Genomic DNA, 24,470 nt, shown 5'->3' with positions numbered 1-24,470 from the left:
GTGACAGAGTCGTGACGACTGTCAAGAAACGCCATGGGCGGCAAAGTACCGGGTCGGCGGCCGCTGGCCTTGCGCCAGCAGCATTCGGTGCCCTCTTCCGGCGCTACGGGGGGGCGATCTGCAGGTACGTGCCCAGGCCGTCGAGGAACATCTGCACCGAGATGGCCACCAGCAGCATGCCCATCAGGCGCTCGATCGCGGTCAGCGCGCGGATGCCCATCAGCTTGTAGAGCAACGTGGCGCTGAAAAGGATCGCGGCGGTGGCGCCCCAGGCGATCAGCAAGGCCAGGCTCCATTCGCCCAGGCGGGTGGGCTCGTTGCTGCCCATCAGCATCACGGCGGCCATGCCCGACGGCCCCGCCACCAGCGGGATGGCCATGGGCACGATGAAAGGCTCGCCATCGGGGATCTCGCCCATCAGACCTTCCGGCGGCGGGAAGATCATGCGGATGCCGATCAGGAACAGGACGATGCCGCCGGCAATGGAAACCGACTCCTGGCGCAGGTGCATCAGTTCGAGGGCGTACTTGCCGCCCCACAGGAACATCATCAGCACGGCCAGCGCGATCAGCAGCTCGCGCGCGAGCACGATCCGCTGGCGCCTGGGCGGCAGGCCGCGCAGCAGGCTCAGGAACACCGGCACGTTGCCGAGCGGGTCCAGGATCAGGAACAGCAGCAGGGCCGCCGAGGCAATCGTCATGGGCGTGGCGTCATCGGTACGGCGTCAGAGGCCGAGGGTCGGGAGGGTCGGCAGCGCCGTGGCGGCCGGCGGGCTCCAGACCTGGCCACGATGGGCGGCACCGGCGGGCGACAGCAGGGTGACGCAGGCAGGGGCATAGGCCGCCGGCTCGATCGCGGCGCGGTCGTTGTCTTCCACATAGGCCTTGGCCCGCAGCGCCGTGCGCATCGGACCGGGCTGCAACCCGGCCACCCGCACGGACGTGTTGGCGAGCTCGCCATGGAGGATGCCGACCAATCCGGCCAGACCCTGCTTGGCCGCACCATAACCGCCCCAGTAGGGCTTGCCGATGCGGGCGGGATCGTCGAGCACGAACACGACAGAGGCATCGGGCGCCTTGCCCAGCAGCGGCAGGCAGGCCTGGGTCAGCCACCACGGCGCGGTGAGGTTGACGTGGATCGCACGGGCGAACACGGCGGGGTCGGTCTGCGCCAGCGGCGTCAGGCCGGTGAACTCGGCGGCGCAGTGCAGCACGCCATCCAGGCGGCCCACTTCGCTTTCCAGTCGCTGCGCCAGTTCGGCGAAGTCGTCGGGCGAAGCACCTTCAAGGTCGAGCGGATACAGCAGCGGCTCCGCGCCGGCCTGGGCCAGCGCGTCGTACACGCGGTTCAACTTGGGCAGCTTGCGACCGAGCAGCACCACCGTCGCGCCGGCGCGCGCGCAGGCCAGCGCCGCGGCCTGGCCGAGGCCACCGTGGGCGCCGGTCACCAAAATGACGCGCCCGTCGAGCGCACGGTCAACCGCCGCACTCACTGGCTGTGGGTCTCGCTGATCATGCGCGCCAGCTCACCGGACTCGAACAGCTCCATGGTGATGTCGCAACCGCCGATCAGTTCGCCATGGATGAACAACTGCGGGAACGTCGGCCAGTTCGAATAGCGCGGCAGGTTGGCGCGGATCTCCGGATCCTCCAGCACGTTGACGGTGTGCAGCTCGTCCGCACCGGCGGCCTTCAGCGCCTGCACCGCGCGGCTGGAGAAGCCGCACATCGGGAACTGCGCCGTCCCCTTCATGAAAAGGACGATCGGATGGCTTTCGACTTCAGCCTGGATCCGCTCCATTACGGACATGGGTGCAACTCCTGCGATGGTGCGTTGCGAACCTTTGACGGCACGGCAACGAAGCGTGGGGATAGAATGTCCAATTGTAAGCCTTCCCGAGCCGCGGACGCTCCGGCCACCCGGAACTCGCCCCCGGCCCTCCCCTTAGCCAGCCCTCTGGAGCCCGCAATGGCCATCGAACTGCCCGCCCTGCCCTACGACCGCACCGCGCTCGAGCCGCACATCTCCGGCGAAACCATCGACTTCCACTACGGCAAGCACCACAAGACCTACGTCGACAACCTCAACAAGATGATCGAGGGCACCGAGTTCGCCGGCATGTCGCTCGAGGAGATCATCCGCAAGTCGCAGGGCGGCATGTTCAACAACGCCGCGCAGATCTGGAACCACACCTTCTACTGGAACTGCCTGGCGCCCAACGGCGGCGGCGAGCCCGGCGGCAAGCTCGCCGAGCTGATCAACAAGGCCTTCGGCGACTTCGCCAAGTTCAAGGAAGAGTTCACCAAGGTGTCGGTCGGCACCTTCGGTTCGGGCTGGGGCTGGCTGGTGCAGCGTCCGGACGGTTCGCTGGCCCTGGTCAGCACCTCCAACGCCGCCACCCCGCTGACCGGCGACGACACCGCGCTGCTGACCTGCGACGTGTGGGAACACGCGTACTACATCGATTACCGCAACGCCCGTCCGAAGTACCTCGAGGCGTTCTGGAACCTGGTCAACTGGGACTTCGTGGCTGCGAACCTGAAGTAACCGCGCGCGATTCAACGCTGCAAAAGCGAACGGCCGGGGAAACCCGGCCGTTTGCGTTTCAGGGCGGTGTCGGCGAGTGCTACGAACGCGACAGCGCCGCGATCACCGGATCGACCTGCTCCTGTCGGCCCAGGCTTTCGCCAATGCGTTGCAGCGACGTCGCCAGCGCCTGCGCGGAGTCGGCGCGCACGGTGGCGTGGCCGACCTTGCGTCCGGCGCGCGACGATTTGCCGTAGTCGTGCCAGTGGCCACCCGGTTCGGCCAGCACCGGCGTTGCCGACGGCATTTCGCCGATCCAGTTGAGCATGCAGGCCAGGCCGACCATGCGGGTGTCGCCCAGCGGCAGGCCGAGCACTGCGCGCAGGTGGTTCTGGAACTGCGAGGTTTCGCTGCCTTCGATCGTCCAGTGACCGGAGTTGTGCACGCGCGGCGCGAGCTCGTTGGCGAGCAGTTCGCCGTCGCGGCAGAACAGCTCCAGCGCGAACACGCCGACGTAGTCGAGGGCCTCGCCGAGCTTGCGCGCATGCTCGTAGGCCAGCTCGGCCAGCGCGCTGTCGACGCGCGCCGGTGCCAGGCTGGCCGAGAGCACGCCGTCGACGTGCCAGTTCTCGGTCAACGGCCACGCGCGGAATTCGCCGTCGCGGCCGCGCACGGCGACCACCGACAGCTCGCGCTCAAAATGGATGAAGCCTTCCAGGATCAGCCCGACCTTGCTCGCCTGCGCGCCCAGCGCGTCCCACGCTGCATCGGCATCGGCCGGCGACTTGATGCGGAACTGGCCCTTGCCGTCATAGCCAAGGCGGCGGGTCTTGAGGATGCACGGCGTGCCGATCGTCGCGATCGCGGCATCGAGCTGCTCGCGCGTGTCGATGGCGGCGAAAGGCGGCACCGGGATGCCCAGCTGCTGGAACAGCGTCTTCTCGGCCAGCCGGTCCTGCGCCGTCGCCAGCGCGCGCGGGTTCGGGAACACCTGCACGCGTTCGCTCAGCCACTGCGCCGATTCGGACGGCACGTTCTCGAAATCGAACGTGGCCACGTCGACGCGCGAGGCGAACTCGGCCAGCGTGGTTTCGTCGCGGTAGTCACCCACTACCATCGGCGCGAACTGGCCCGCGCAGGCATCGGCGACGTTGTCCATCACCAGGAAGCGCAGGCCGAGCGGTGCACCGGAAAGCGCGAGCATGCGGGCCAGCTGCCCGCCGCCGAGGATGCCTACGGTGGTCATTTCCGCGGGTCGTCGTTGGCGAGCACGTCGTCGGTCTGGCGCGTGCGGAAGGTGTCGAGCGCTGCGGCGATCGACGGATGTTCGGCGGACAGCATCGCGGCGGCGAACAGCGCGGCATTGGCGGCACCGGCGTTGCCGATGGCGAAGGTCGCCACCGGAATGCCGGCCGGCATCTGCACGATCGACAGCAGCGAGTCCATGCCGTTGAGCGCCTTGCTCTGCACCGGCACGCCCAGCACCGGCACGGCGGTCTTGGCGGCGAGCATGCCCGGCAGGTGGGCGGCTCCGCCGGCACCGGCGATGATCGCGCGCAGCCCGCGCGACTGCGCCGTCGCGGCGTAGTCGAACAGCACGTCGGGGGTGCGGTGCGCCGAGACCACCCGGATCTCATGCGGGACGCCCAGCGCCTCCAGCTTGGCGGCGGCGTGCTGCATCGTCTCCCAGTCGGAGCGCGAGCCCATCACGATGCCCACCAGCGGGGCGTCACTTGTCGAAGCGGACATTGGTCGAGCCTTGGTGCAAAGACGTATTCTAACCGCCTGTTCCGTTCTCCCGGCATCACACCGTATGGATCGCAAGCTGCTCGACCTGCTCGTCTGCCCGACCACCCGCCAGCCCCTGCAATTGCTCGACAGCCGAGGCCTGCAGGCCCTGAACGCCGCGATCCAGGCCGGTGGGGTCGTCCGCGGCGACGGCAGCGCCCAGGCCGACGCCATCAAGGAGGCGCTGGTCACCCGCGACCGCAAGCTCGCCTACCGTATCGACGACGGCATCCCGGTGCTGCTGGCCGAAGAGGCCATCGCCACCGCCCAGGTCGCCGACTTCCCCGGCGCATGACCACGCCATGACGTCCCCGTTTGAAGCCGCCCCGCCGCCGGCGGAGGTCATCGCCGCCGACGTCGCCCGAGCGCTGGCCGAGGACCTCGGCAGCGGCGACGTCACTGCCTCGCTGCTGCCCGATACCGCCGACAGCGCCTACCTGCTGTGCAAGGAAGACGCCGTGGTCTGTGGCCGGCCCTGGTTTGACGCCTGCCATCGCGCGCTCGATCCGGACGTGCGCATCGACTGGCGTGTGACTGAGGGTGACCGCGTCGGCAAGGGCACGGTGCTGGCCATCCTGCAGGGTCGCTCGCGCGCCCTGGTGAGTGCCGAGCGCGCCTCGCTGAACTTCCTGCAGACCTTGTCCGGCACCGCGACCACCACCGCGGCCTACGTCGACGCGGTGCAAGGCACCGGCGCCAAGATCCTCGACACGCGCAAGACCATCCCGGGCCTGCGCCTGGCGCAGAAGTACGCGGTGCGCGTCGGCGGCGGCGTCAACCACCGCATCGGCCTGTTCGATGCGGTGATGCTGAAGGAAAACCACGTTCGCGCCGCCGGTTCGCTGACCGCCGCCATTCGCGCCGCACGATCGATGCATCCGCAACTGCCGCTGATCGTGGAAGTGGAGACGATCGCGCAGCTGGAAGAAGCGCTGCACGAAGGCTGCGACCGCATCCTGATCGACGACTTCGATGCGGCCACGCGCCGCGAGGCCGTGCGCATCGCGTCGGGCGCGCCGTTCAACCGGCGCATCCCGCTGGAGGTCTCCGGTGGCGTCGACATGCAGACGCTGCGCGCCATCGCCGAGGACGGTGTCGACTGCATTTCCATCGGCGGACTGACCAAACACGTCCGCGCCATCGACCTGTCGCTCAAGCTCGGCCCGGCGCCCGCCTGAGGCGGCGGCCTGCTCATTGCGCTGGCCTGCTTAAAGCATCTGCAGGCCGCCCGGCGCCATCACCACGTAAGCGCCCGCAGCCGCGGCCACGACCAGCGCGATGGCCAGCAACCACGGCCAGACCGGGCGCTTGCGCGGTGCCGGGCGCGGTGCCGCATGCACCTGCACCGGCTCGGACTTCGCCGTGTCGGCGAGACGGAAGCGCAGGGTATCGAAGGCGATCTCGTCGCCGACTTTGGCCTCGCCGCGCAGCACCCGCTTGCCGTTGATGAAGCTGCCGTTGCTGGAGCCCAGGTCTTCGACCTGCACGCCGCTGTCGGTAGGCATCAAGCGGGCATGGTTGCGCGACAGTCCCGGTGAGTCGAAACGCAGCGTGCTCTCGCTGCTGCGGCCGACCGTGATCACGCCAACCAGCGCTTCGCTGCGCCCTGACACGTCCGCCGACACGCCGCGCAGGAAGAAGCGCGGCACCACCGGACGCACCGCGGTCACGCCCGGGTCGTCGTTGGCCGGCATCAGGTCGGGACCGGCCGGCGGCGATTGCCGGCTGACCACCGGTGCCGGGCCCAACGCCGCCAGCTTGGCCTGGACCTGGTCGAAACCGACGCTGTCGCCCGGCCGCAGGGTGATCAGTCCCGCGACCTTGCGGCCGTTGACGGTGACTGCCGTGCCGGGCGGGACGTCGAGCATCACGCCCTGGGCGGTCACGTGCAGCTGGCAGTGCTGCGGCAGCACGCCGGGGCGGTCGATGACGATGGTGGAGTGTGGATCGGAGCCGACGCGATTGATGCCGTGGCCCAGCAGAACCTGCGGGTGTTCGCCACCCGGAAAGACGAGTTTCATTGTTGGACCTGCTCCCCTGTCAGCAATGTCCTGTACCCCTTGCGGCCGGCGCGGCGCGCCGCCACATTTAGGACCTTGAATATCCTATCCCGCGGTCCCGAATTGCATGCCGACTTTACTGATCCTGATGATTGCCGCTGCGATGGTGTTCGCATTCTGGAGCGCCGGACGGGCTGCCGCCGAGCGCGCCGAAGCGGTCGGTCGGGACGCCTGCAAGGCGGCCGGGGTGCAGTGGCTGGACCAGAGCGTGCACGCGACGGGCATCCGCCTGTGCCGGCATGACAACGGCTGGCTGGGCTGGGAGCGTACGTTCCGCTTCGACTACTCGATCGACGGCGAGGACCGGCATGTCGGCCGCATGGTCCTGCGCGGGGATCGCTTGATTGCCTTTAGTGGGCCGGTGACGCGGGCGCCTGCGCAGTTGCACTGACCGACGATCCGTCATCCCCGCGAATGCGGGGATCCAAGGACGTTGCTTCTCACCGCGGTCCCTCTACGTCCATGGATTCCCGCCTTCGCGGGAATGACGGACGGATTATTTGACGATGCGCAGATGCCCGCCGCGGCGCGGTGTCGGCGTCGGAGATTGCGGGCCGTCGTCGTCGCCCTCGGGTGCCGGGTCGCTGGGGACCGCGCTGAGGGTGGTGGTCACGCCCTCTTCGGCGCTGTCGATGTCGCTGTCGAGGTCGCCGTCGTCGCCCGCGGCATGGACGTCGTCCGGCAGCGCCATGCCCTGCCCGGTCTCGCGGGCGTAGATCGCCAGCACCGCCTGCACCGGCACGCTCACCGGATAGCTGACGCCACCGAATCGCGCACTGAAGCGGATCGCGTCGTTGCCCATTTCCAGGTGCGAGACCGCACGCTCGGCGATGTTGAGCACGATCTTGCCGTCCTTCACCGCGTGCATGGGCACCTGCACGTTCGGCCGGGCGGCATCGACCAGCAGGTGCGGGGTCATGCCGTTATCGGCGATCCATTCGTACAACGCCCGCAGCAGATAAGGGCGGTGACTGGTCATCGGGGGACTGTCCTGACTCATGCGCCGAGTTTAGCCCGGTCGCGTCGCGGGCAGGTGGAAAACGGCGCCGGAATGAAATGAGCGGGCCGTGTGGCCCGCTCGTCGAATCGGTGCAGCGGCCGCGGATCAGGCCGGCATTTCGCGCAGTTTCCGTTCCTGCTCGGTCAGGCTGCGGGTAAAGCCGGGGTTGCGGAAAATGCGGTTGCCGTAGTCCTCGATCGCCTTGCCGTCCTTCGGCATCGGCACGCCCAGTGCGTCCAGGCGCCAGATGATCGGCGCCATCGCGCAGTCGGCCAGGCTCATCTCGGGATTGAGGAAGAACTTGCTTGCCTTGAACAGCGGCACCGAGGCGGTGAGCAGCTCTTTCAGGCGCTTGCGGCCGGCTTCGGCCTGGGCCTTGTTGCCCAGCTGGATGGCCTGCACCTGCGGCACCCAGTCGTGCTCCAGGCGCAGCATCGCCAGACGCAGGCGTGCGCGCGAAAGCGGGTCGACCGGCATCAGCGGGGGATGCGGGTAGCGTTCGTCGAGGTACTCGCTGACCACGCTGGCCGCATAGAGCACCAGGTCGCGCTCGACCAGGGTCGGCACCGAGTGGTAAGGGTTCAGATCGACGAGATCTTCGGGCGGATTCTGCGGGTCGACCGGGACCAGATCGTAGGTGACGCCTTTGGCCGCTAGCACCAGGCGCACGCGATGGCACAGCACGCAGTCGGTGGAGGAAAACAGCGTCAGGGCATTACGCATACGTGGACTCGCCGCCATTATCGACCTCTCCCAGCCACCGGAATCCGCCGGTGGCAAGACGCCATCCACCCCGTGTGGACGGTCGTCACGGCCTCGATCGCGCAGCCCGCCGCATCAACCAAGGAGCCCGCACATTACTGGGCGGGCTCCAAGGGATACAGCAGCGATCAGTGCTTGTCCACGTCTCGCCAGTACTCGATCTTGAGCAGGTAGGCAATGATGGTGAACATCGCCAGGAACAGGATCACCCAAACGCCAAGGCTCTGGCGCTTGATGGCGGCCGGTTCGCCGGCGTACTCGAGGAAAGTGGTGATGTCGCGCACGGCCTGGTTGAAGCCCTGCTCGTCGAGCTTGCCCGGCTGGGTCACCTTCAGTCCGTGCACCGGACGCTCGCCGGTCTTCTTGTCGGCTTCGCCGAACTCGGCGTGCTGGAGGCCCTGCAGTTCCCACAGCGGGTTCGGCATCGAGGCGTTCGGGAACAACTGGTTGTTCCAGCCCAGCGGACGCGACTCGTCCAGGTAGAACGACTTCAGGTAGGTGTAGACCCAGTCGCTGCCGCGGACGCGGGCGATCAGGCTCAGGTCCGGCGGCATCTTGCCGAACCACTGGTTGGCGTGCTCCGGCGTCAGGCTGACCTGGATCTGCTCACCGACCTTGGCGCCGGTGAAATTCAGGTTGGCCATGACGTCGTCCTCGCTCAGGCCGAGGTCTTCGGCCATGCGCGAGTAACGCAGGTACTTGAGCGAGTGGCAGCCCGAGCAGTAGTTCATGTACAGCTTGGCGCCGCGCTGCAGCGAGGCCTGGTCGCCCAGGTCGGTGCCCGACTGCAGCAGGTGGCCGCCTTCGGATGCGAAGGCGGTGACCGACACCAGCAGGCCGGCGGCAAAAATGGCGAGCTTCTTCACGATGCGGTTCTTCTGGAAGGGCTGGCGGGCAGTCTGGTTAGTCATGCATCGTCACCCGTTCCGGCACCGGCTTGGTCCTGTCGAGCTTGGTCCAGATCGGCATGGTGATGAAGAAGACGAAGTACAGGAAGGTCAGCACGCGGCCGATGACGGTCTCGACCGGGTCGGTACCCGGGCCGGCGCCGATCTTGCCCAGCCACAGGAAGCAGATGGCCAGCACGCCGAGCATCAGCTTGGTGATCCAGCCGCGGTACTTGTGCGACTTGACCGGCGACTTGTCCAGCCACGGCACCAGGAACAGCACCGCGATCGCGGCGAACATCACGATCACGCCGCTGAGCTTGTGCGGGATGACGCGCAACATCGCGTAGTACGGGGTGTAGTACCAGACCGGCTTGATGTGCTCCGGCGTCACCAGGCGGTTGGCCTCGGTGAAGTTGTCATGCTCCAGGAACCAGCCACCGAAGGCCGGCGCGAAGAAGATGACGAACGCGCAGATGATCAGGAAGAAGCCGACGCCGAACAGGTCCTTGACCGTGTAGTACGGGTGGAACGGGATGCCGTCGAGCGGCTTGGCCGCATCCCAGCGGTTGCCCTTCGGGCCCTTCTTGATGTCGACGCCGTCGGGGTTGTTGGAACCAACCTCGTGCAGCGCGCCCAGGTGCAGCACGACCAGCAGCAGCAGCACCAGCGGCAGCGCGATCACGTGCAGGGCGAAGAAGCGGTTGAGCGTGGCATCGCCGGGCAGGTAGTCGCCCATGATCCACTCGGTCAGGCCGTTGCCGATCACCGGAATCGCGCCGAACAGCGAGATGATCACCTTGGCGCCCCAGAACGACATCTGGCCCCACGGCAGCACGTAGCCCATGAAGGCTTCGGCCATCAGCACCAGGTAGATCAGCATGCCCAGGATCCACACCAGCTCGCGCGGCTTCTGGTACGAGCCGTACATCAGGCCGCGGAACATGTGAAGGTAGACGACGATGAAGAACATCGACGCACCGGTGGAGTGCATGTAGCGGATCAGCCAGCCCCACTCCACGTCGCGCATGATGTATTCGACCGACGAGAACGCTTCGGCCGCGGACGGCTTGAAGTGCATCGTCAGGAAGATGCCGGTGACGATCTGGTTGACCAGCACCAGCAGCGCGAGCGAACCGAAGTAGTACCAGAAGTTGAAGTTCTTCGGGGCGTAGTACTCGGTCATGTGCTTGCGGTACGCCGGCATCATGCCGGGCGCGCGCGCGTTGACCCAATCCCAGGCGCCGAGGGCGGTGCGGGTAATGATGTTCGACATGACTTACGCCGCTCCCTTGCTGCCGGACGACGGATCGACGCCGATCACGATCGTGGTGTCGTTCTCATAGTGGTGCGGCGGCACGACCAGGTTGGTCGGCGCCGGGACGCCCTGGAACACGCGGCCGGCCATGTCGAAGCGCGACTTGTGGCACGGGCAGAAGTAACCGCCCTTCCAGTCGTCGTCGAACGGCTCCGGGCGGATCTCGGCCTTCATTTCCGGCGAGCAGCCCAGGTGCGTGCACAGGCCGACCAGCACGGAGATCTCCGGCTTGATCGAGCGCATCTCGCCGGTGATGTACGCCGGCTGCTGGTCCTTGTTCTCGGACTTGGGATCGCGCAGGCGTGCGTCCAGGGTCGGCAGCGCGGCAAGGATCGCCTTGGAGCGCTTGACGATCCAGATCGGCTGGCCGCGCCACTCCAGGATCATGCGCTGGCCTTCCTCCAACGCACTGATGTCCGCGGAAATCGGAGCGCCGGCGAGCTTGGCTCGGGCACTCGGGTTCCAGGACTTGATGAACGGTACCGCCACAAAACCGGCTCCGACCGCACCGACCACGGCAGTGGTCGCGGTCAGGAACCGACGGCGGCCCTGGTTGACAGGATCGTGGACCCCTTGGTTGGCCATCCGGCACTCCGCAAAGCTGTTCGAAGTTACACCGCGTAGCCCGCCACTGGCGACGGCTCGCGGCACAAAAGACGGGGAAGTGTAACGGAACGGTGAATGGCCCGACAATCCGCCGATGTTGCGCAAACCGCCCGCTGGGGCCCGGCAGGTGCCGGTCAGGCCCTCAAAGCCCTCAAATCAGCGGACGATGACGCCCGCGCCGCGGTAACGCTCGGCCAGCTGGGCCACGCGAACCACGTAGCGCTGGGTCTCGCTGTAGGGCGGAACGCCCTTGTACTTGTCCACGGCGCCCTCGCCGGCGTTGTAGCCGGCTGCCGCCAGGGTCAGGTTGTTGTTGAAGCGCTTGAGCAGCCAGGCCAGGTACTGCACGCCGCCCTGGATGTTCTGGCCGGCGTCGAAGGCGTTGCTGACGCCGAATCGCCGCGCCGTCGCCGGCATCAGTTGCATCAGGCCCTGCGCACCCACGCGCGACAGCGCATTGGGGTTGTAGGCCGACTCGGCATGGATGATCGCGCGCACGATCGACTCGTCGACCCCGTGCTGGCGGGCGGCGGCGGCGATCTCGTCGCGGTAGGCGTCGGTGTTGAGGCGGACCGTGCCGAAGTTGACGCCCGGCCGGGCTCCGCAGGCGTAGCAGGTCTCGATGTAGCTGTAGCGGATGGTGCGCACGGCACTGGCGTTGGCCACGCCCCGCGGCGCCTGGCTGGTGTAGTGGCGGACGCCGTCCTTGATGTACGAGTACACCTGCCCGCGCACCACCCTCGGCGCCGTGCTGCTGGCGTAGGAGGCAACGGCAGGGGCCGGGCTGGCGGCAGGGGACTTCAACGCAACGGGCGTCGACACCGGCGCGGCAGGCGCCTGCGCCTGGACGGCCACGGGCGAGCCGGCGACGGTGTTGGCCGGGGTGGCGTTGCCAACGGCAGCCGTGGACCTGGGCGGAGTGGCGGCGGCGGAGCGGCTGCTTCCGCGCGACTGGCTGATCACGGTGCAGTGCGCATGGGCCGGCTTGTTGCTGACGTAGCGGCGACTGCCATCGGCCATGTCGCAACGGTACAGGGCACCGGCCACGGACGGCGCCGCAGCCAATAGACATGCCATCCCCAGTAGCAGTGAGCTCCCCCTCATGGCCGCGAGTGTGTCCTGTCTCCCCTACCGCTTCAAGTGCTTGATCGGGCTGGGTGCAGCGAAACGTGACCCACACCGCGCCACGAAATTCGCACCGCACTTCCCCCGGTCTTCCCGGTTGGGCGACGCCGGAGCCCCACCCCCGGCATCGCCCACTGGGCCCCTGTCATTGCCTCGCTCAGGGCGCCGCCCTGGCATTGCGGTAGCGGTCGGCCAGCACCGCCACCCGCTCCACGTATCGCTGGGTTTCGCTGTAGGGCGGGACGCCGCGGTAGCGGTCGACCGCGCCTTCGCCGGCGTTGTATCCAGCCGCGGCCAGCGTCAGGTTGCCGTTGAAACGCTTGAGCAACCAGGCGAGGTATTGCACGCCGCCGCGGATGTTCTGCCCGATATCGAAGACGTTGGCGACACCGAAGCGCCGGGCCGTGTCCGGCATCAGCTGCATCAAACCCTGTGCCCCGACCCGCGACAGCGCGCGCGGGTTATAGGCGGATTCGGCATGGATCACGGCCCGCACCACTGACTCGTCAACGCCGAAATCGCGCGCGGCAGAGGCGATCTCGCGGCGGTAGGCATCGGTGTTCAGGCTGACCTTGCCGAAGTCCACGCCCGGCTGCAGGTCACAGGCATAGCAGGATTCCATGTAGGTGTAGCGCACCCGGCTGACCGGGCCAATGCCCGCCGCGGCCGCTGGACGGCGGCTGCTGTAAACCGTTTCGCCGCCGCTGATGTAGCTGTAGACCTCGCCTTGGGCCACCCGCATCGGAACGGTGTCAGAAGTCCCGCCCGTCGATGCGCTGGCCACCTGGGGTTCCTGCAGTTCGCGCGCGACCGGCGGCAACTGCGGGGCGCCACCGACCCTGGCCGGCATCGATGGCTGGCTGACCCGGCCCAGCGTCGGCGCGGCGGCGATGCCCGGGCAGGCTGGCGCTGGGACCGCCCCGGCGGCGGCCAGGCGCTCGCCGGACAAGGGTTCGCCGGCGCGCTCGCAGTGTTCCGGGCCCGCGGCCACCACCGGCGACCACGCCAGCAGGCACACGACCCACAGCCACCACGCACCTGCCTTCACGGACATTCCCTCGACCCCGTCGGCGCACCTCGCGCCTGCCCTTCCCCTGAGCTAACGCGAACCATGGGCGGACCCGGCCCGTCCCCTGCCCCGGCGCGGGTAGAATGACGCCCCCTCCGGCGCGGAATAACCGCCGCCCCTCCCGGATCGAGACTGATGACCGACACGACACGCCCAAGCCCTGCTGCGGCCCCTGCCCCCGCCACCGCGGGAAGCAAGAAGCTCTTCATCCAGACCCACGGCTGCCAGATGAACGAGTACGACTCGGCCAAGATGGCCGACGTGCTCGCCGCCAGCGACGGCATGGAGCTGACCGACAACGTCGACGAAGCCGACGTGATCCTGATCAACACCTGCTCGATCCGCGAGAAGGCGCAGGAAAAGGTCTTCAGCCAGCTCGGCCGCTGGAAGGCGCTGAAGAATGGCGACCGCCCGGTCGTGATCGGCGTCGGTGGTTGCGTCGCCTCCCAGGAAGGCGAGGCGATCGTCAAGCGCGCGCCGTACGTCGACCTGGTGTTCGGCCCGCAGACCTTGCATCGCCTGCCCGAGCTGATCGCCGCCAAGCGCGCGACCGGGCTGCCGCAGGTCGACATCAGCTTCCCCGAGATCGAGAAGTTCGACCGCCTGCCCGAGCCGCGCGCGGAAGGCCCGAGCGCATTCGTCTCGATCATGGAAGGCTGCTCGAAGTACTGCTCGTTCTGCGTGGTGCCCTACACCCGCGGCGAGGAAATCAGCCGTCCGTTCGAGGACGTGCTGGTCGAAGTCGCCGACCTCGCCTCGCAGGGCGTGCGCGAGATCAACCTGCTGGGCCAGAACGTCAACGCCTACCGCGGCCCCATCGCGCCGGCCGACGACGGCGGCGAAGCCGAGGTCGCCGACCTGGGCCTGCTGATCCGCACCATCGCCGAGATCGAAGGCATCGGCCGGATCCGTTTCACCACCTCGCATCCGCTGGAGTTCTCCGACTCGCTGATCGAGGCCTACCGCGACGTGCCCAAGCTGGCCAACTACCTGCACCTGCCGGTGCAGGCCGGCAGCGACCGCATCCTGTCGGCGATGAAACGCGGCTACACCGCGATCGAGTTCAAGCAGAAGATCCGCAAGCTGCGCGCGGTGCGTCCGGACATCAGCGTGTCGTCGGACTTCATCGTCGGCTTCCCGGGCGAGACCGACGGCGACTTCGAGAAGACCATGAAGCTGATCGAGGACGTCGGCTTCGACCAGTCGTTCTCGTTCATCTACTCGCGTCGCCCGGGCACGCCGGCCGCCGACCTGGAAGACAGCGTCACCAGCGAGGAAAAGCATGCGCGCCTGTCGCGCCTGCAGGCGGCGATCAACGACAACGCCCGCCGGATCGGCCAGGACATGGTCGGCAGCGTGCAGAGCGTGCTGGTCGAGGGGCCCTCGAAAAAGGACCCGAACGAGTTGACCGGCAAGACCGAGAACATGCGCTCGGTGAACTTCCCGGGCCATCCGCGCCTGGTCGGACAGTTCGTCGACGTGGTGATCACCGAGGCACTGAGCAACTCGCTGCGAGGACGCGTGGCGACGTCGGAGCTCGAAGTCGCCTGACCGTCGAACCCTTCTCCCGCTCGCGGGAGAAGGTGCCCGGAGGGCGGATGAGGGTGCGCGCAGCGCTACTTCACGGCGGTGCTCGCGGCCGTATACACCGCGCGGCCGTCCACGTACGTCGCTTCCACCGTCAGCTCGCGCAGGCGTGCCGGCGCGATCGCCAGCGGATCTTCCTTCAGCACGACGAAATCGGCGCGCTTGCCGACGACGAGGCTGCCGACTTCGCTCTCGGCGAATCCGGCATACGCGGCATCCAGGGTGAAGCCGCGCAGCGCTTCGAACGCGGTCAGCTTTTCCTGCGGAAACCAGCCACCCACGGGCAGCCCGTGCGAGTCGGCGCGCGTGGCAGCCGAATAGAGGCCGAAGCGCGGATCCACCGACTCCACCGGGAAGTCGGACCCCAGGGCAAGGCGCGCGCCGCTGTCACGCAGTTGTCGCCATGCGTAGGCACCGACGATCCGTTGGGGGCCGACGCGGTCTTCCGCCCACGGCATGTCGCTGGTGGCGTGCGTGGGCTGCATCGAAGCGATCACGTGCAGCTGCGCCAGGCGCGGCAGGTCCTGCGGCGTCAGCACCTGCGCGTGCTCGATGCGCCAGCGGTGGTCGCCCGCCGCATCCGCACCCAGCGCCTTCGCATAGGCCTCGAGCACCTCGTGGTTGCCGCGGTCGCCGATGGCGTGCGTCGCCACCTGCACGCCGCAGCCCTTGGCCTTGATTGCAGCGGCCAGCATCGCCTCGGGCGACATCAGCATCAGGCCGCGGTTGCCGTGGTCGTCGCTGTAGTCCTGCAGCATCGCCGCGCCACGACTGCCCAGCGCGCCGTCGGCGTAGAGCTTGACGGTGCGCATCTGCAGGCGACCGGACGGATGCCGGTAAAGGCCGTCGCGGCAGATCTGCGCGAGCGCGTCGCCGTCGCCGGCTGCCATCGCGGTGATGCGCAGCGGCATTTCGTTGCGGTCGGCGATCCGGCGGTAGCGCTGCAGCTCGGCCAGGCTCACGCCCGCATCGTGCACGCCGGTGAGCCCGTGCTCGACCGCGGACTGCATGCCCAGCACCAGCGCGCGCTCGGCCGTGGCCTCGTCGAGTGGCGGTCGGGATTCGTCGACCAGCGCCGTGGCACCGTCGACGAAAATGCCGGTGGGTTTGCCGGCGGCATCGCGCTCGATGCGGCCGCCATCGGGCTGCCAGCTGCCGGCTAGATCGCGCTTGACCGCACGCATCGCCGCGCTGTTGGCCCAGCCGGCGTGACCGTCGATGCGCTCCAGCCAGACCGGGCGATCGGGAAAGGCCGCGTCGAGGTCAGCGGCGCTCGGGAAGCGCTTCTCGGGCCAGTCGTTCTGGTCCCAGCCGCGGCCGATCAGCCAGGCGTCGGCCGGCAGCTTGGTCGCGAACTCACGCAGGCGCCTGATCACGTCGTCCTTGCTGGTCGCATCGACCAGGTCGGCGGTGAGCATGGTCATGCCCAGTCCGGAAACGTGGGCGTGGGCGTCGATCAGGCCGGGAATGACCGTGGCATCGCCAGCATCCACGCGCTTGGCCTTCGGGTAGCGCTTGACGAGCGCCGCGGTGTCGCCGAGTGCAAGGATGCGGCCGCTGTCGTCATAGGCCAGCGCCTGTACGCGCGGCTGCGCGGTATCCATCGTGTGGATCCGCGCCGCGCTCAAAACCGTGACATTGGCCGCAGTCGCGCTGCCTGCCAGCGCCAGCAGCAATGTGGTTACGGCCAATCCAAGCTTGTGCATCGTGCCCTCCCCAGGCGATTGCAGCCTGGCGACTTTGCGCAATGACGCGCGCTCGTGCAAGGCCTCAATCCAGCCGCTTTCGGAAGCGCAGGATCGTCGCCGTCATCATCACCGTGATGAATGCCAGCAGCGCCAGCACCTCCGGCCACAGCTCGACCAGGCTGGCCCCGCGCAGCATCACGCCGCGGATCAGACGCAGGAAGTGCGTCAGCGGCAACACTTCGGCCAGCCACTGCACCACCTTGGGCATGCCGGCGAACGGGAACATGAATCCCGACAACAGGATCGACGGCAGGAACACGAAGAACGTCATCTGCATCGCCTGGAACTGCGACTGCGCCTTGGTCGAGATCAGCAGGCCCAGGGTCAGGTTAGCGACGATCAGCAGCACCGCGGCGAGGTACACATCGAGCAGGCTGCCGCGGATCGGCACGTCGAACAGCCACACGCCCAGCACGATCACCAGCGTGGTCTGGATCAGGCCGATGCCGGCATACGGCAGCACCTTGCCGATCATCAGCTCGCTGCTGCTCAGCGGCGTGGCGATCAGCAGCTCCATGTTGCCGCGCTCGCGCTCGCGGACGATGGCCACGCCGGTGAACATCACCATCGTCATGGTCAGGATGATGCCGATCAGGCCCGGCACGATGTTGACCGCGGAGCGTCGCTCCGGGTTGTAGAAGCTGACCACGCCGATTTGTCCGGCGGCGACCTGGCCCGTGCCGCCACGCGCCGGGCCCAGGTTGCTGGTTGGCGTGGTGCTCAGCGGCAGCTGCGCCAGCTGCACCGCTGCGCTCTGCACCACGGTGTCGCTGCCGTCGACCAGCACCTGCACCGCTTCGCGACCTTCGAAGCGGCGCCGTTCGAAGTCCGGCGGGATCACCACGCCAATGCTGATTTCGCCGCGGCGCAACTGCTCCATCAGCTCCTGAGGCGTGGTCGCGCTGTAGGTCGGGTCGATCACCCCGGTCGCGACCATGTCCATCACGACCGCCCGCGAGCCGGCGGTATTGGCCTGGTCGGCCACGCCGGTTTCCAGCCCGCGCAGGTTGAGGTTGATCGCGTAGCCGAACAGCACCAGCTGCATCACCGGGATGCCGACGATCATCGCCAGCGTGATGCGGTCGCGGCGCATCTGCCGCAGCTCCTTCTGCACGATCGCGAACAGGCGGCGCAGGTTCATGCCGCGCGCTCCTGCGGCTTGTCGACGCGGCCGCGCGTGGACGAGACGAACACGTCCTCGAGGTTCGGATGCGCCGCGGACACCGTCGCCTCCAGCCCGGCGTCGGCCAGTGCCTTCTCCAGTCGCGCCGCGGCGTCGCCATTGCTTTCGTTCAACACGCGCAACGTGTTGCCGATCTGCGCCACGCTGAGCACGCCGGGCACCTTGACCAGCATCTGCTGCGCGCGCCGCGGCTGCGCCGCCAGCACTTCGACGGTGCGTCCGGCCAGGGCCCGGGTGAGTTCGTCCGGCGTGCCGTCGGCGACCAGCACGCCGCGATCGAGGATGGCGATGCGATGGCAACGCTCGGCCTCGTCCATGTAATGGGTCGAGACCAGGATGGTGGTGCCGGCGTCGGCCAGGTCGAAGAGTTTTTCCCAGAAGTCCCGGCGAGATTCCGGATCGACCGCGCTGGTCGGCTCGTCGAGGAACAGCAGTTCCGGGTTCTGGATCACCGCGCCGGCCAGCGCCAGGCGCTGCTTCTGGCCGCCGCTCATGGTGCCGGCCAGCTGCTTCTGGCGATCCTCGAAGTGGTATTGCACGACCAGTTCGTCGATGCGCTTGGCTGCCTGGGCGCGCGGGATGTCCTGCACGGCGGCGAGGAACTCCAGGTTTTCGCGCACCGTCAGGTCCTCGAACAGCGAGAACTTCTGCGTCATGTAGCCGATGCGCTTGCGCAGTTCCTCGGCCTGTTCGGGAATGCGCAGGCCCAGCACTTCGACGTCGCCTTCGCTCGGCGTCAGCAACCCGCAGAGCATGCGGATGGTGGTGGTCTTGCCCGAGCCGTTCGGGCCGAGGAAGCCGTAGACGTTCGCACGCGGCACGCTCAGGTCGACGTGGTCGACGGCGACCAGCGATCCGAAGCGCTTGGTCAGTCCGCGCGCGCGGATGGCGAGGTCGTCGGCGCCTGCGTTCATTGCGTGTCCGCCTCGAATTCGACACGGACCGGCAGGCCCGCCGGCAGGTTTGCGGTCTTGCCGCCGACGAGCTCGACTTCCGCCAGGTAGCTGAGCCGCGCCGCGTCCTTGCCGATCAGTGCGTAGTACGGCGTGAAACTGGCCTCGTTGCGGATCATCCGCACCTTGCCCTGCAGCGGACCGTCGCGACCGTCGACGAATACGCGGGCGGATTGACCGACGCGCACGCCGGCGCGGATTGGCTCGGGCACATAGACGCGTGCGTACGGCGCGTCACCGACCAGCATGATCGCCAGCGGCGCGCCGACCGGCGCCTGGTCGCCCAGGCGATACGGCAGGCTGTCGACGACACCGCTGCGCGGCGCGACCAGGTCAAGCTTCTGCAGCGTCACCTGTTGCGAGGCCGCCTGCGCCTGGGCAGCGGCCAATGCCGACTCGCCCTGCGCGATCTGCTCGATGCGCGTGCCGTGCTCGAGTTCGAGCAATACCGCCTGTGCCGCCCGGACCTGGGCCTCCGCGTTGTGGGCGGCGGCACGTGCGCGGTCGACGTCAGATGCGGCGACCAGCTGCTGCCGTCCCAGCGGTTGCAGGCGCGTGTAGAAGGTGCGCGCATCGACCGCCTCGGCCTGTGCCGCGGCGAGGTTGGCGCGCGCCTGCGCGATGTCTTCGCTGCGTGGGCCGGCCTGCAGCTCGGCCAGCACGTCGCCGGCCTGTCGCGCCTGCGCCTGCAACGCGGTCAGTTCGGCCTGGGTGCGGGTGACTTCGAGCTGCACCAGGCGCGTGCCGGCCTTGACCGTCTGGCCTTCGCGCACATCGATGCTGACGATGCGTTCGGGCGCGGTCGCCGGCAGCGCGATGCGGTCCCATTCCAGCGTGCCCAGTGCCTGCGGCGGTTCATTGCCGCAACCTGCCAGCAGTGCGGCGCAGACCACGGCCATCCATGCCTTGTGTGGTGTCGTGGAGTTGCTCGTGGTGTCGTTCATGGCTCCATCTCTCATCCCGCTGCCAGACCGCGATCCAGCAGTGCCAGCGTGTGCCGGCGCAGCGCATCGAAGTCGAGGTCGTCGGCCTGGAACATGCGGCGCCAGATCGGTGCGCCGGCCGCCGGAAACAGGGTCAGTCCGACCAGCGACACCATCAGCAGGCGCGGATCGAGGTCTTCGTTGATCTCACCGCGTTGCTGCGCCTGGGCGAAGCGGGCGGCCATCATCTGCGGCATCTGCGGGCCGATGCGTTCGAACAGAACTTCGCGCAGGGCGCCGCCCTCGCACAGCACTTCGCGCACCCACAGCGCCGGCACCCAGGGATGCTCGGCAACCAGGCTGCCGATGCCCTTCACGAACGCGGCGACGAGTTCGGCAACGTCGTCGTCGGCGTGCAGCAGCGGTTCGCGCAGGCGGGCGAAGGCCGGCATCACGCGTTCGCTGACCACCGCCTCCTGCAATTGCGCCTTGTCGCCGAAGTAGTAATGCAGCAGCGCCGGCGTGACCCCGGCCTCGGTAGCGATCGCTTTCAGCGGGGTGGCCGCGATGCCCTCGCGGGCGAAACAGGCGATCGCCCCATCGAGCAGTCGCTCACGCAGGTCGGGACTGTCGGGGCCGGGCCGTCCTGGAGCGCGCCGTCCTGGAGCGCGCCGGCCGGCCTTGGCGGCCTTGGCCCCTCTGGAACTGGCCCCCGGGCCCTTCGTTTGGCTGGAATCCGTCATGGCCGATATATTTAATTCAACCGTTAATTAGTTTCAAGCGGGGGCCGACGAACGGCAGCCCACCTGTCTTTCGACCCGGACCCGCAAGCTTCGGCGCGCGGCCGTGCCCTATCGTGTCCCCAGCCCCCGCCCGAGATTGCTCCATCGCCATGCCCGACCCGACCTCCACTCCCAGCCTCCTGCATCGCTGCGCGGTGGGCCTCTGGTTTTGCGCCATCGCCGCGCTCGGCCTGCTTCGCTACGCAATGACCTGGCTGCGCCACCCGGAGCATGCCGGCGACACGGTGATGTGGTTGTGGCTGGTCGGCTCGCTGCTGGTCGGCGCGATCGGCGTCCTTCTCATTGTTCGCGCCCTGAAACGTCCGTAGCCGCTTTGCGAAATGCGCCGCACAGGCGCAAGCTGTTTGCCCCCCGGCGCGCCAGTGCGCGCACCCCAGATCGCCCCGATCGCCACGGAAGACACTTCCTCTCGATGTCCTCTCGAACCACTTCCGAATTCGCCCTCGAGCCCGCCGAAGCAGAGCGCCTGGCCAACCTCAACGGCCCGTTCGACGGCCACCTGCGCATGATCGAACTGCGCCTTGGCGTGGAGATCGCCAATCGCGGAAACGTGTTCCGCATCGTCGGCCCGCCGCTGGCGGTCAACAAGGCCGAGCGCCTGTTGCGCGACCTCTGGCGCGATGCCGCCGAAGAAACCCTGAGCGAACCGGCGATCCACCTGCGCCTGACCGAGATCGATGCCGACGGCGTCGCCAACGACGACGTCGAACCGCAGGAAGTGAGCATCCGCGTCAAGCGCGGCACCATCCGCGGCCGCGGCGCCAACCAGGCGAAATACCTGCACGCGATCGCCACCCACGACATCAACTTCGGCATCGGTCCGGCCGGCACCGGCAAGACCTTCCTCGCCGTCGCCAGCGCCGTGGAGGCGCTCAACGATGCGCGAGTGCAGCGGCTGATCCTGGTGCGCCCTGCCGTGGAGGCCGGCGAGAAACTCGGTTTCCTGCCCGGCGACCTCACCCAGAAAGTCGACCCCTACCTGCGCCCGCTGTACGACGCGCTGTACGAAATGCTCGGCGTGGAGAAGGTGGTCAAGCTGCTGGAGAAGAACGTCATCGAGATCGCCCCGCTGGCCTACATGCGCGGACGCACGCTTAACGATGCCTATGTGATCCTCGACGAAGCGCAGAACACGACCATCGAGCAGATGAAGATGTTCCTGACCCGAATCGGCTACGGCAGCACTGCCGTCGTCACCGGCGACCTGACCCAGATCGACCTGCCCAAGCACCAGAAGTCCGGTTTGCGCGATGCGCTCGACGTGCTGCGCGACGTCAATGGCATCAGCTTCACCTTCTTCGAATCGCGCGACGTGGTGCGCCACCCGCTGGTCGCGCGCATCGTCAACGCCTATGACGCCCGCGACGCCCGCGACAACCGGGATGGCAACGCCGACACCGGCGACGCGCGGCCCGCCCCGTCCACCTGAGCGCAGACACCATGACCCGGGGACCCGTTCGACTCGACGTTTCGATCAACTACGCCGTTCCGCGCACGGGCATCCCGGCGGCGGTGAGTTTCCGCAAATGGGTGGCGGCGGCACTGGAGAGCCGCATCCGCGAAGCCGACCTGGCCATCCGCATCGTCGGCACCAAGGAAGGCCGCGCGCTCAACCGCCACTACCGCGGCAAGGACTACGCGACCAACGTCCTCAGCTTTCCCGCGGACCTGCCCGACGGCCTGCCCAAGGGCGTGAAGCTGCCGCTGCTGGGCGACCTGGTGATCTGCGCACCAGTGGTGGCGCGCGAGGCCAAGGAACAGAAGAAGCCGCTGGTCGCCCACTACGCCCACCTCACCGTCCACGGCGCCCTGCACCTGCTCGGCTGGGACCACGAGGACGAGAAGGAGGCGATCTGCATGGAGCAGCTCGAACGCGAGATCCTGGCCGGGATGGGCATCGACGACCCGTACCGGGACGACGGCTGAGCCCCTCCCCTGCTGTCCCAGCACCCCCAACCGCTTCCGAGGTAGACTCCTCCCGTCGCCCTTCCCCCTGGGCGCCTTCAAGAACGCAATGTCCGAGGACGACAGTAGTAGCTTCCACGCGCAGGAAACCCACGAACGCCGGCAGCATGAGAAGCCGCGCTCCTGGCTCGAACGCATCAGTTCGGCGCTTTCCGGCGAACCCACCACCCGCGAGGACCTGGTCGAACTGCTGCGCGACGCGCAAGCCGACGGCCTGATCGCCGCCGACACCCTGCGCATGATGGAAGGCGCGATCGCGGTGTCCGACCTGACCGTGGGCGACGTGATGATCCCGCGCTCGCAGATGGTCGCGTTGCCGGCCGACGGCAAGTTCCTCGACCTGATGCGCCAGGTGGTCGAGTCCGGCCATTCGCGTTTCCCGGTCCACGGCGACGACAAGGACGACATCCTCGGCGTGCTGCTGGCCAAGGACCTGCTGCGCGGCGTGGTATCCGACAACGGCCCCGGCAGCGTCCACGAACTGCTGCGCCCGGCGGTGCTGATCCCGGAATCCAAGCGCCTGAACGTGCTGCTGCGCGAGTTCCGTCAGTCGCGCAACCACATGGCGATCGTGATCGACGAGCACGGCGGCGTCGCCGGCCTGGTCACGATCGAAGACGTGCTCGAGCAGATCGTCGGCGAGATCGACGACGAGCACGACGACGCCGAAGACCCCAGCGCCCTGATTGCCGCGCAGGCCGACGGCCAGTTCGTGGTCGACGCGCTCACGCCCATCTCCGACTTCAACGAGCGCTTCAGTGCCGACTTCGACGACGACGAGTACGACACCATCGGCGGCCTGGTCACGGCCGCGATCGGCCACCTGCCCGAAGCGGGCGAGGAGCTGACCCTTGGCCGCTTCGTTTTCCGCGTCTCCGGCGCCGACGCGCGCCGCGTCCATGCCTTCCACGTCGGTGTCCTCTCGGATGCGTGACGCAGTTGCCCCCTCCCCTGCCAGGGGAGGGCCGGGGTGGGGTAAAGCGAAGCGACTGCTTCTCAGCGCGCTGATCGCCCTGCTGGGCCTGCTCAGCGCAAACGCCTTCGCCGCCACGCCACGCATCGGCGTGGCCACGATGCAGCCCGGCGAAATCTTCTTCGAGCGCTTCGGCCACAACGCGATCGTCGTAGTCGACCCCGATACCGGCGCAGCGATCTCCTACAACTTCGGCTTCTTCGACCCGAGCGAGCCGGACTTCCTCAGCCGCTTCATCCGCGGCCACATGCGCTACCAGCTGGCGGCACTGCCGTTCGAGCAGGACCTGCTGCAGTACCGCGACGAAGGCCGCGGCGTCGACGTGCAGTGGCTCGACCTGAGCGACGCACAGGCGAACGAACTGGCCGCGGCCCTGGCCGAGAACGCCAAACCAGAGAACGCGCACTACGCCTACCAGTACTTCGACGACAACTGCAGCACGCGCGTGCGCGATTCGCTCGACCGCGTCCTCGACGGCGGCCTGCGCCGCCAGATCGAAGGCCGTTCGCACGGCAGCACCTACCGCAGCGAGGCCGTGCGCCTTGCCTCGCCGGCGTGGTGGATGTGGCTGGGCTTCGACGTCGGCCTCGGTCCGTCGTCGGACAAACCGCTGCCGGTGTGGAACGAGTCGTACGTGCCGATGCGCCTTGCCGCGGCACTGCGCGAAGTGAAGAACAGCGACGGTCGGCCGCTGGTGAAATCCGAACAACCGATCCTGCCGCATCGCCTGCCGCCGGAGCCGCAGACGTCGCCGCCGCGCTGGTGGCCGTGGTGCCTGGCCGGCCTCGCCCTCGGCGCTGCCGCGGTATGGGCCGGTCGCCGGCAACCGCGGGCGCTGGCGACGGTCGCGATGCCGTTCTGGACGCTGTCGGGCGTGCTCGGCGCGCTGATGCTGTTCATCTGGCTCGGTACCCAGCACCGCTACGGCTGGGCCAACAACAACCTGCTGCTGCTCAGCCCGCTGGCCTGGCTGTTGCTGCCGGGCGGTTGGCGGGTGCTGCGCGGGCGCGACCCGGGCCAGTGGTTCCGGCGCTGGCTGGCCGTCCTGGCCGTCGCCTCGGTGGCCGCGCTGTTCCTGTACTGGCTGCCGGTGTACCCGCAGCGCAACGCGCACTGGGTGGCGCTGTTGCTGCCGATCCAGACCGGTTTGTGGCTGGCCTTCCGCCGTCCCCGCTGACACGCGGAACATGGGTT

At 68.1% G+C, this 24,470-nt stretch carries 28 protein-coding genes; 10 read left to right on the top strand and 18 right to left on the bottom strand.

The window, feature by feature from the left end:
* Window positions 1-103: 103 nt before the first annotated feature.
* The 3 genes from ACFOPO_RS16185 to grxD are packed head-to-tail and all read right to left on the bottom strand — an operon-like array spanning window position 104 to window position 1,809.
* Entirely contained in the window at window positions 104-700 is a 597-nt protein-coding gene (locus ACFOPO_RS16185) for a YhgN family NAAT transporter (protein WP_386704543.1), read from the bottom strand.
* Window positions 701-724: 24 nt separating this feature from the next.
* Window positions 725-1,492, bottom strand: a complete 768-nt coding sequence (locus ACFOPO_RS16180) for an SDR family NAD(P)-dependent oxidoreductase (RefSeq protein ID WP_386704542.1) — start codon at window positions 1,490-1,492, stop codon at window positions 725-727.
* Window positions 1,489-1,809: a Grx4 family monothiol glutaredoxin gene (gene grxD, locus ACFOPO_RS16175; protein WP_200604401.1), complete on the bottom strand. Its 321-nt coding sequence runs from the start codon at window positions 1,807-1,809 to the stop codon at window positions 1,489-1,491. Before grxD ends, ACFOPO_RS16180 begins: the two co-directional genes overlap by 4 nt.
* Before the next feature lie 159 nt (window positions 1,810-1,968).
* On the opposite strand from grxD, the gene ACFOPO_RS16170 reads away from it, so the two are divergent.
* Window positions 1,969-2,547 carry a superoxide dismutase gene (locus ACFOPO_RS16170; RefSeq protein ID WP_386704539.1) on the top strand — a complete coding sequence of 193 codons (579 nt, stop codon included), beginning with the start codon at window positions 1,969-1,971 and terminating at the stop codon, window positions 2,545-2,547.
* Window positions 2,548-2,626: 79 nt separating this feature from the next.
* Here ACFOPO_RS16170 and ACFOPO_RS16165 read toward each other — a convergent pair whose 3' ends face one another.
* Window positions 2,627-3,772, bottom strand: a complete 1,146-nt coding sequence (locus ACFOPO_RS16165) for a 5-(carboxyamino)imidazole ribonucleotide synthase (protein ID WP_386704537.1) — start codon at window positions 3,770-3,772, stop codon at window positions 2,627-2,629.
* Window positions 3,769-4,275, bottom strand: a complete 507-nt coding sequence (gene purE, locus ACFOPO_RS16160) for a 5-(carboxyamino)imidazole ribonucleotide mutase (protein ID WP_386704536.1) — start codon at window positions 4,273-4,275, stop codon at window positions 3,769-3,771. Before purE ends, ACFOPO_RS16165 begins: the two co-directional genes overlap by 4 nt.
* A gap of 64 nt (window positions 4,276-4,339) precedes the next feature.
* On the opposite strand from purE, the gene ACFOPO_RS16155 reads away from it, so the two are divergent.
* Both ACFOPO_RS16155 and nadC read left to right on the top strand, forming a co-directional pair.
* Complete coding sequence (locus tag ACFOPO_RS16155) at window positions 4,340-4,609, top strand: Trm112 family protein (RefSeq protein WP_386704534.1); 270 nt, start codon at window positions 4,340-4,342, stop codon at window positions 4,607-4,609.
* A 7-nt stretch (window positions 4,610-4,616) separates the two neighbouring features.
* Complete coding sequence (gene nadC, locus ACFOPO_RS16150) at window positions 4,617-5,492, top strand: carboxylating nicotinate-nucleotide diphosphorylase (protein WP_386704533.1); 876 nt, start codon at window positions 4,617-4,619, stop codon at window positions 5,490-5,492.
* Between the two features lie 30 nt (window positions 5,493-5,522).
* Here nadC and ACFOPO_RS16145 read toward each other — a convergent pair whose 3' ends face one another.
* Window positions 5,523-6,335, bottom strand: a complete 813-nt coding sequence (locus ACFOPO_RS16145; RefSeq protein WP_386704531.1) for an FHA domain-containing protein — start codon at window positions 6,333-6,335, stop codon at window positions 5,523-5,525.
* Window positions 6,336-6,441: 106 nt separating this feature from the next.
* On the opposite strand from ACFOPO_RS16145, the gene ACFOPO_RS16140 reads away from it, so the two are divergent.
* Window positions 6,442-6,765 carry a DUF3301 domain-containing protein gene (locus ACFOPO_RS16140; RefSeq protein ID WP_158733118.1) on the top strand — a complete coding sequence of 108 codons (324 nt, stop codon included), beginning with the start codon at window positions 6,442-6,444 and terminating at the stop codon, window positions 6,763-6,765.
* Window positions 6,766-6,870: 105 nt separating this feature from the next.
* Here the strand turns inward: ACFOPO_RS16140 and ACFOPO_RS16135 are convergent, their stop codons facing one another.
* The 7 genes from ACFOPO_RS16135 to ACFOPO_RS16105 form a co-directional block, all read right to left on the bottom strand.
* Window positions 6,871-7,374 carry a ClpXP protease specificity-enhancing factor gene (locus ACFOPO_RS16135; RefSeq protein WP_386704529.1) on the bottom strand — a complete coding sequence of 168 codons (504 nt, stop codon included), beginning with the start codon at window positions 7,372-7,374 and terminating at the stop codon, window positions 6,871-6,873.
* A gap of 105 nt (window positions 7,375-7,479) precedes the next feature.
* Window positions 7,480-8,115, bottom strand: a complete 636-nt coding sequence (locus ACFOPO_RS16130) for a glutathione S-transferase N-terminal domain-containing protein (protein WP_158733116.1) — start codon at window positions 8,113-8,115, stop codon at window positions 7,480-7,482.
* Between the two features lie 149 nt (window positions 8,116-8,264).
* Complete coding sequence (locus ACFOPO_RS16125) at window positions 8,265-9,047, bottom strand: cytochrome c1 (protein WP_386704528.1); 783 nt, start codon at window positions 9,045-9,047, stop codon at window positions 8,265-8,267.
* Window positions 9,040-10,299: a cytochrome bc complex cytochrome b subunit gene (locus ACFOPO_RS16120; protein ID WP_386704526.1), complete on the bottom strand. Its 1,260-nt coding sequence runs from the start codon at window positions 10,297-10,299 to the stop codon at window positions 9,040-9,042. The genes ACFOPO_RS16125 and ACFOPO_RS16120 overlap by 8 nt, the downstream gene beginning before the upstream one ends.
* 3 nt (window positions 10,300-10,302) lie before the next feature.
* Window positions 10,303-10,926 (bottom strand): ubiquinol-cytochrome c reductase iron-sulfur subunit, encoded by a 624-nt coding sequence (petA, locus tag ACFOPO_RS16115; protein WP_386704525.1) that lies wholly within the window; start codon window positions 10,924-10,926, stop codon window positions 10,303-10,305.
* Between the two features lie 177 nt (window positions 10,927-11,103).
* A complete protein-coding gene (locus tag ACFOPO_RS16110; protein WP_386704523.1) occupies window positions 11,104-12,051 on the bottom strand; it encodes a lytic transglycosylase domain-containing protein in 948 nt (315 codons plus the stop codon).
* A 178-nt stretch (window positions 12,052-12,229) separates the two neighbouring features.
* A complete protein-coding gene (locus ACFOPO_RS16105) occupies window positions 12,230-13,126 on the bottom strand; it encodes a lytic transglycosylase domain-containing protein (protein ID WP_386704521.1) in 897 nt (298 codons plus the stop codon).
* 150 nt (window positions 13,127-13,276) lie between these two features.
* Between ACFOPO_RS16105 and miaB the strand changes: the two genes are divergently transcribed.
* Window positions 13,277-14,692, top strand: a complete 1,416-nt coding sequence (gene miaB, locus ACFOPO_RS16100; protein ID WP_386704519.1) for a tRNA (N6-isopentenyl adenosine(37)-C2)-methylthiotransferase MiaB — start codon at window positions 13,277-13,279, stop codon at window positions 14,690-14,692.
* Window positions 14,693-14,757: 65 nt separating this feature from the next.
* On the opposite strand, the gene ACFOPO_RS16095 is transcribed toward miaB, so the two are convergent.
* The 5 genes from ACFOPO_RS16095 to ACFOPO_RS16075 form a co-directional block, all read right to left on the bottom strand.
* A complete protein-coding gene (locus ACFOPO_RS16095) occupies window positions 14,758-16,434 on the bottom strand; it encodes an amidohydrolase (protein WP_386704517.1) in 1,677 nt (558 codons plus the stop codon).
* Window positions 16,435-16,498: 64 nt separating this feature from the next.
* Window positions 16,499-17,617, bottom strand: a complete 1,119-nt coding sequence (locus ACFOPO_RS16090; protein ID WP_386704515.1) for an ABC transporter permease — start codon at window positions 17,615-17,617, stop codon at window positions 16,499-16,501.
* Window positions 17,614-18,573 carry an ABC transporter ATP-binding protein gene (locus ACFOPO_RS16085; RefSeq protein WP_386704513.1) on the bottom strand — a complete coding sequence of 320 codons (960 nt, stop codon included), beginning with the start codon at window positions 18,571-18,573 and terminating at the stop codon, window positions 17,614-17,616. The genes ACFOPO_RS16090 and ACFOPO_RS16085 overlap by 4 nt, the downstream gene beginning before the upstream one ends.
* A complete protein-coding gene (locus ACFOPO_RS16080) occupies window positions 18,570-19,556 on the bottom strand; it encodes an HlyD family secretion protein (RefSeq protein WP_386704511.1) in 987 nt (328 codons plus the stop codon). The genes ACFOPO_RS16085 and ACFOPO_RS16080 overlap by 4 nt, the downstream gene beginning before the upstream one ends.
* A gap of 11 nt (window positions 19,557-19,567) precedes the next feature.
* Window positions 19,568-20,278, bottom strand: coding sequence for a TetR/AcrR family transcriptional regulator (locus tag ACFOPO_RS16075; RefSeq protein ID WP_386704509.1), 711 nt, complete (start codon window positions 20,276-20,278; stop codon window positions 19,568-19,570).
* Window positions 20,279-20,427: 149 nt separating this feature from the next.
* Here ACFOPO_RS16075 and ACFOPO_RS16070 point away from each other — a divergent pair, with 149 nt between their 5' ends.
* The 5 genes from ACFOPO_RS16070 to ACFOPO_RS16050 all read left to right on the top strand — a co-directional run bounded on the left by ACFOPO_RS16070 (window position 20,428) and on the right by ACFOPO_RS16050 (window position 24,453).
* On the top strand, window positions 20,428-20,646 hold the full coding sequence (locus ACFOPO_RS16070; protein ID WP_386704507.1) for a hypothetical protein: 219 nt from the start codon (window positions 20,428-20,430) through the stop codon (window positions 20,644-20,646).
* 104 nt (window positions 20,647-20,750) lie between these two features.
* A complete protein-coding gene (locus ACFOPO_RS16065; RefSeq protein ID WP_386704505.1) occupies window positions 20,751-21,767 on the top strand; it encodes a PhoH family protein in 1,017 nt (338 codons plus the stop codon).
* Between the two features lie 11 nt (window positions 21,768-21,778).
* Entirely contained in the window at window positions 21,779-22,264 is a 486-nt protein-coding gene (gene ybeY, locus ACFOPO_RS16060) for an rRNA maturation RNase YbeY (RefSeq protein WP_386704503.1), read from the top strand.
* Between the two features lie 88 nt (window positions 22,265-22,352).
* Window positions 22,353-23,237 carry an HlyC/CorC family transporter gene (locus ACFOPO_RS16055; protein ID WP_386704501.1) on the top strand — a complete coding sequence of 295 codons (885 nt, stop codon included), beginning with the start codon at window positions 22,353-22,355 and terminating at the stop codon, window positions 23,235-23,237.
* Window positions 23,230-24,453 carry a DUF4105 domain-containing protein gene (locus tag ACFOPO_RS16050; RefSeq protein WP_386704500.1) on the top strand — a complete coding sequence of 408 codons (1,224 nt, stop codon included), beginning with the start codon at window positions 23,230-23,232 and terminating at the stop codon, window positions 24,451-24,453. Before ACFOPO_RS16055 ends, ACFOPO_RS16050 begins: the two co-directional genes overlap by 8 nt.
* The last annotated feature ends 17 nt before the right edge of the window (window positions 24,454-24,470 follow it).

The organism is Lysobacter sp. GCM10012299 (assembly GCF_042649405.1).
Taxonomy (GTDB): Bacteria; Pseudomonadota; Gammaproteobacteria; order Xanthomonadales; family Xanthomonadaceae; genus Lysobacter_J.
This window is presented reverse-complemented; position numbering and strand designations above follow the sequence as displayed.

Bases quoted from the DNA above. Each gene is read 5' to 3' on its own strand.
- ACFOPO_RS16075 (WP_386704509.1), bottom strand. From the start codon at position 20,278: ATGACGGATTCCAGCCAAACGAAGGGCCCGGGGGCCAGTTCCAGAGGG.
- ACFOPO_RS16135 (WP_386704529.1), bottom strand. From the start codon at position 7,374: ATGAGTCAGGACAGTCCCCCGATGACCAGTCACCGCCCTTATCTGCTG.
- ACFOPO_RS16120 (WP_386704526.1), bottom strand. From the start codon at position 10,299: ATGTCGAACATCATTACCCGCACCGCCCTCGGCGCCTGGGATTGGGTC.
- ACFOPO_RS16145 (WP_386704531.1), bottom strand. From the start codon at position 6,335: ATGAAACTCGTCTTTCCGGGTGGCGAACACCCGCAGGTTCTGCTGGGC.
- nadC (WP_386704533.1), top strand. From the start codon at position 4,617: ATGACGTCCCCGTTTGAAGCCGCCCCGCCGCCGGCGGAGGTCATCGCC.
- ACFOPO_RS16070 (WP_386704507.1), top strand. From the start codon at position 20,428: ATGCCCGACCCGACCTCCACTCCCAGCCTCCTGCATCGCTGCGCGGTG.
- ACFOPO_RS16050 (WP_386704500.1), top strand. From the start codon at position 23,230: ATGCGTGACGCAGTTGCCCCCTCCCCTGCCAGGGGAGGGCCGGGGTGG.
- ACFOPO_RS16085 (WP_386704513.1), bottom strand. From the start codon at position 18,573: ATGAACGCAGGCGCCGACGACCTCGCCATCCGCGCGCGCGGACTGACC.
- miaB (WP_386704519.1), top strand. From the start codon at position 13,277: ATGACCGACACGACACGCCCAAGCCCTGCTGCGGCCCCTGCCCCCGCC.
- ACFOPO_RS16080 (WP_386704511.1), bottom strand. From the start codon at position 19,556: ATGAACGACACCACGAGCAACTCCACGACACCACACAAGGCATGGATG.
- ACFOPO_RS16165 (WP_386704537.1), bottom strand. From the start codon at position 3,772: ATGACCACCGTAGGCATCCTCGGCGGCGGGCAGCTGGCCCGCATGCTC.
- grxD (WP_200604401.1), bottom strand. From the start codon at position 1,809: ATGTCCGTAATGGAGCGGATCCAGGCTGAAGTCGAAAGCCATCCGATC.
- ACFOPO_RS16125 (WP_386704528.1), bottom strand. From the start codon at position 9,047: ATGACTAACCAGACTGCCCGCCAGCCCTTCCAGAAGAACCGCATCGTG.
- ACFOPO_RS16110 (WP_386704523.1), bottom strand. From the start codon at position 12,051: ATGAGGGGGAGCTCACTGCTACTGGGGATGGCATGTCTATTGGCTGCG.
- ACFOPO_RS16140 (WP_158733118.1), top strand. From the start codon at position 6,442: ATGCCGACTTTACTGATCCTGATGATTGCCGCTGCGATGGTGTTCGCA.
- ACFOPO_RS16155 (WP_386704534.1), top strand. From the start codon at position 4,340: ATGGATCGCAAGCTGCTCGACCTGCTCGTCTGCCCGACCACCCGCCAG.
- ACFOPO_RS16170 (WP_386704539.1), top strand. From the start codon at position 1,969: ATGGCCATCGAACTGCCCGCCCTGCCCTACGACCGCACCGCGCTCGAG.
- purE (WP_386704536.1), bottom strand. From the start codon at position 4,275: ATGTCCGCTTCGACAAGTGACGCCCCGCTGGTGGGCATCGTGATGGGC.
- petA (WP_386704525.1), bottom strand. From the start codon at position 10,926: ATGGCCAACCAAGGGGTCCACGATCCTGTCAACCAGGGCCGCCGTCGG.
- ACFOPO_RS16065 (WP_386704505.1), top strand. From the start codon at position 20,751: ATGTCCTCTCGAACCACTTCCGAATTCGCCCTCGAGCCCGCCGAAGCA.
- ACFOPO_RS16130 (WP_158733116.1), bottom strand. From the start codon at position 8,115: ATGGCGGCGAGTCCACGTATGCGTAATGCCCTGACGCTGTTTTCCTCC.
- ACFOPO_RS16090 (WP_386704515.1), bottom strand. From the start codon at position 17,617: ATGAACCTGCGCCGCCTGTTCGCGATCGTGCAGAAGGAGCTGCGGCAG.
- ACFOPO_RS16185 (WP_386704543.1), bottom strand. From the start codon at position 700: ATGACGATTGCCTCGGCGGCCCTGCTGCTGTTCCTGATCCTGGACCCG.
- ACFOPO_RS16055 (WP_386704501.1), top strand. From the start codon at position 22,353: ATGTCCGAGGACGACAGTAGTAGCTTCCACGCGCAGGAAACCCACGAA.
- ACFOPO_RS16105 (WP_386704521.1), bottom strand. From the start codon at position 13,126: ATGTCCGTGAAGGCAGGTGCGTGGTGGCTGTGGGTCGTGTGCCTGCTG.
- ACFOPO_RS16095 (WP_386704517.1), bottom strand. From the start codon at position 16,434: ATGCACAAGCTTGGATTGGCCGTAACCACATTGCTGCTGGCGCTGGCA.
- ybeY (WP_386704503.1), top strand. From the start codon at position 21,779: ATGACCCGGGGACCCGTTCGACTCGACGTTTCGATCAACTACGCCGTT.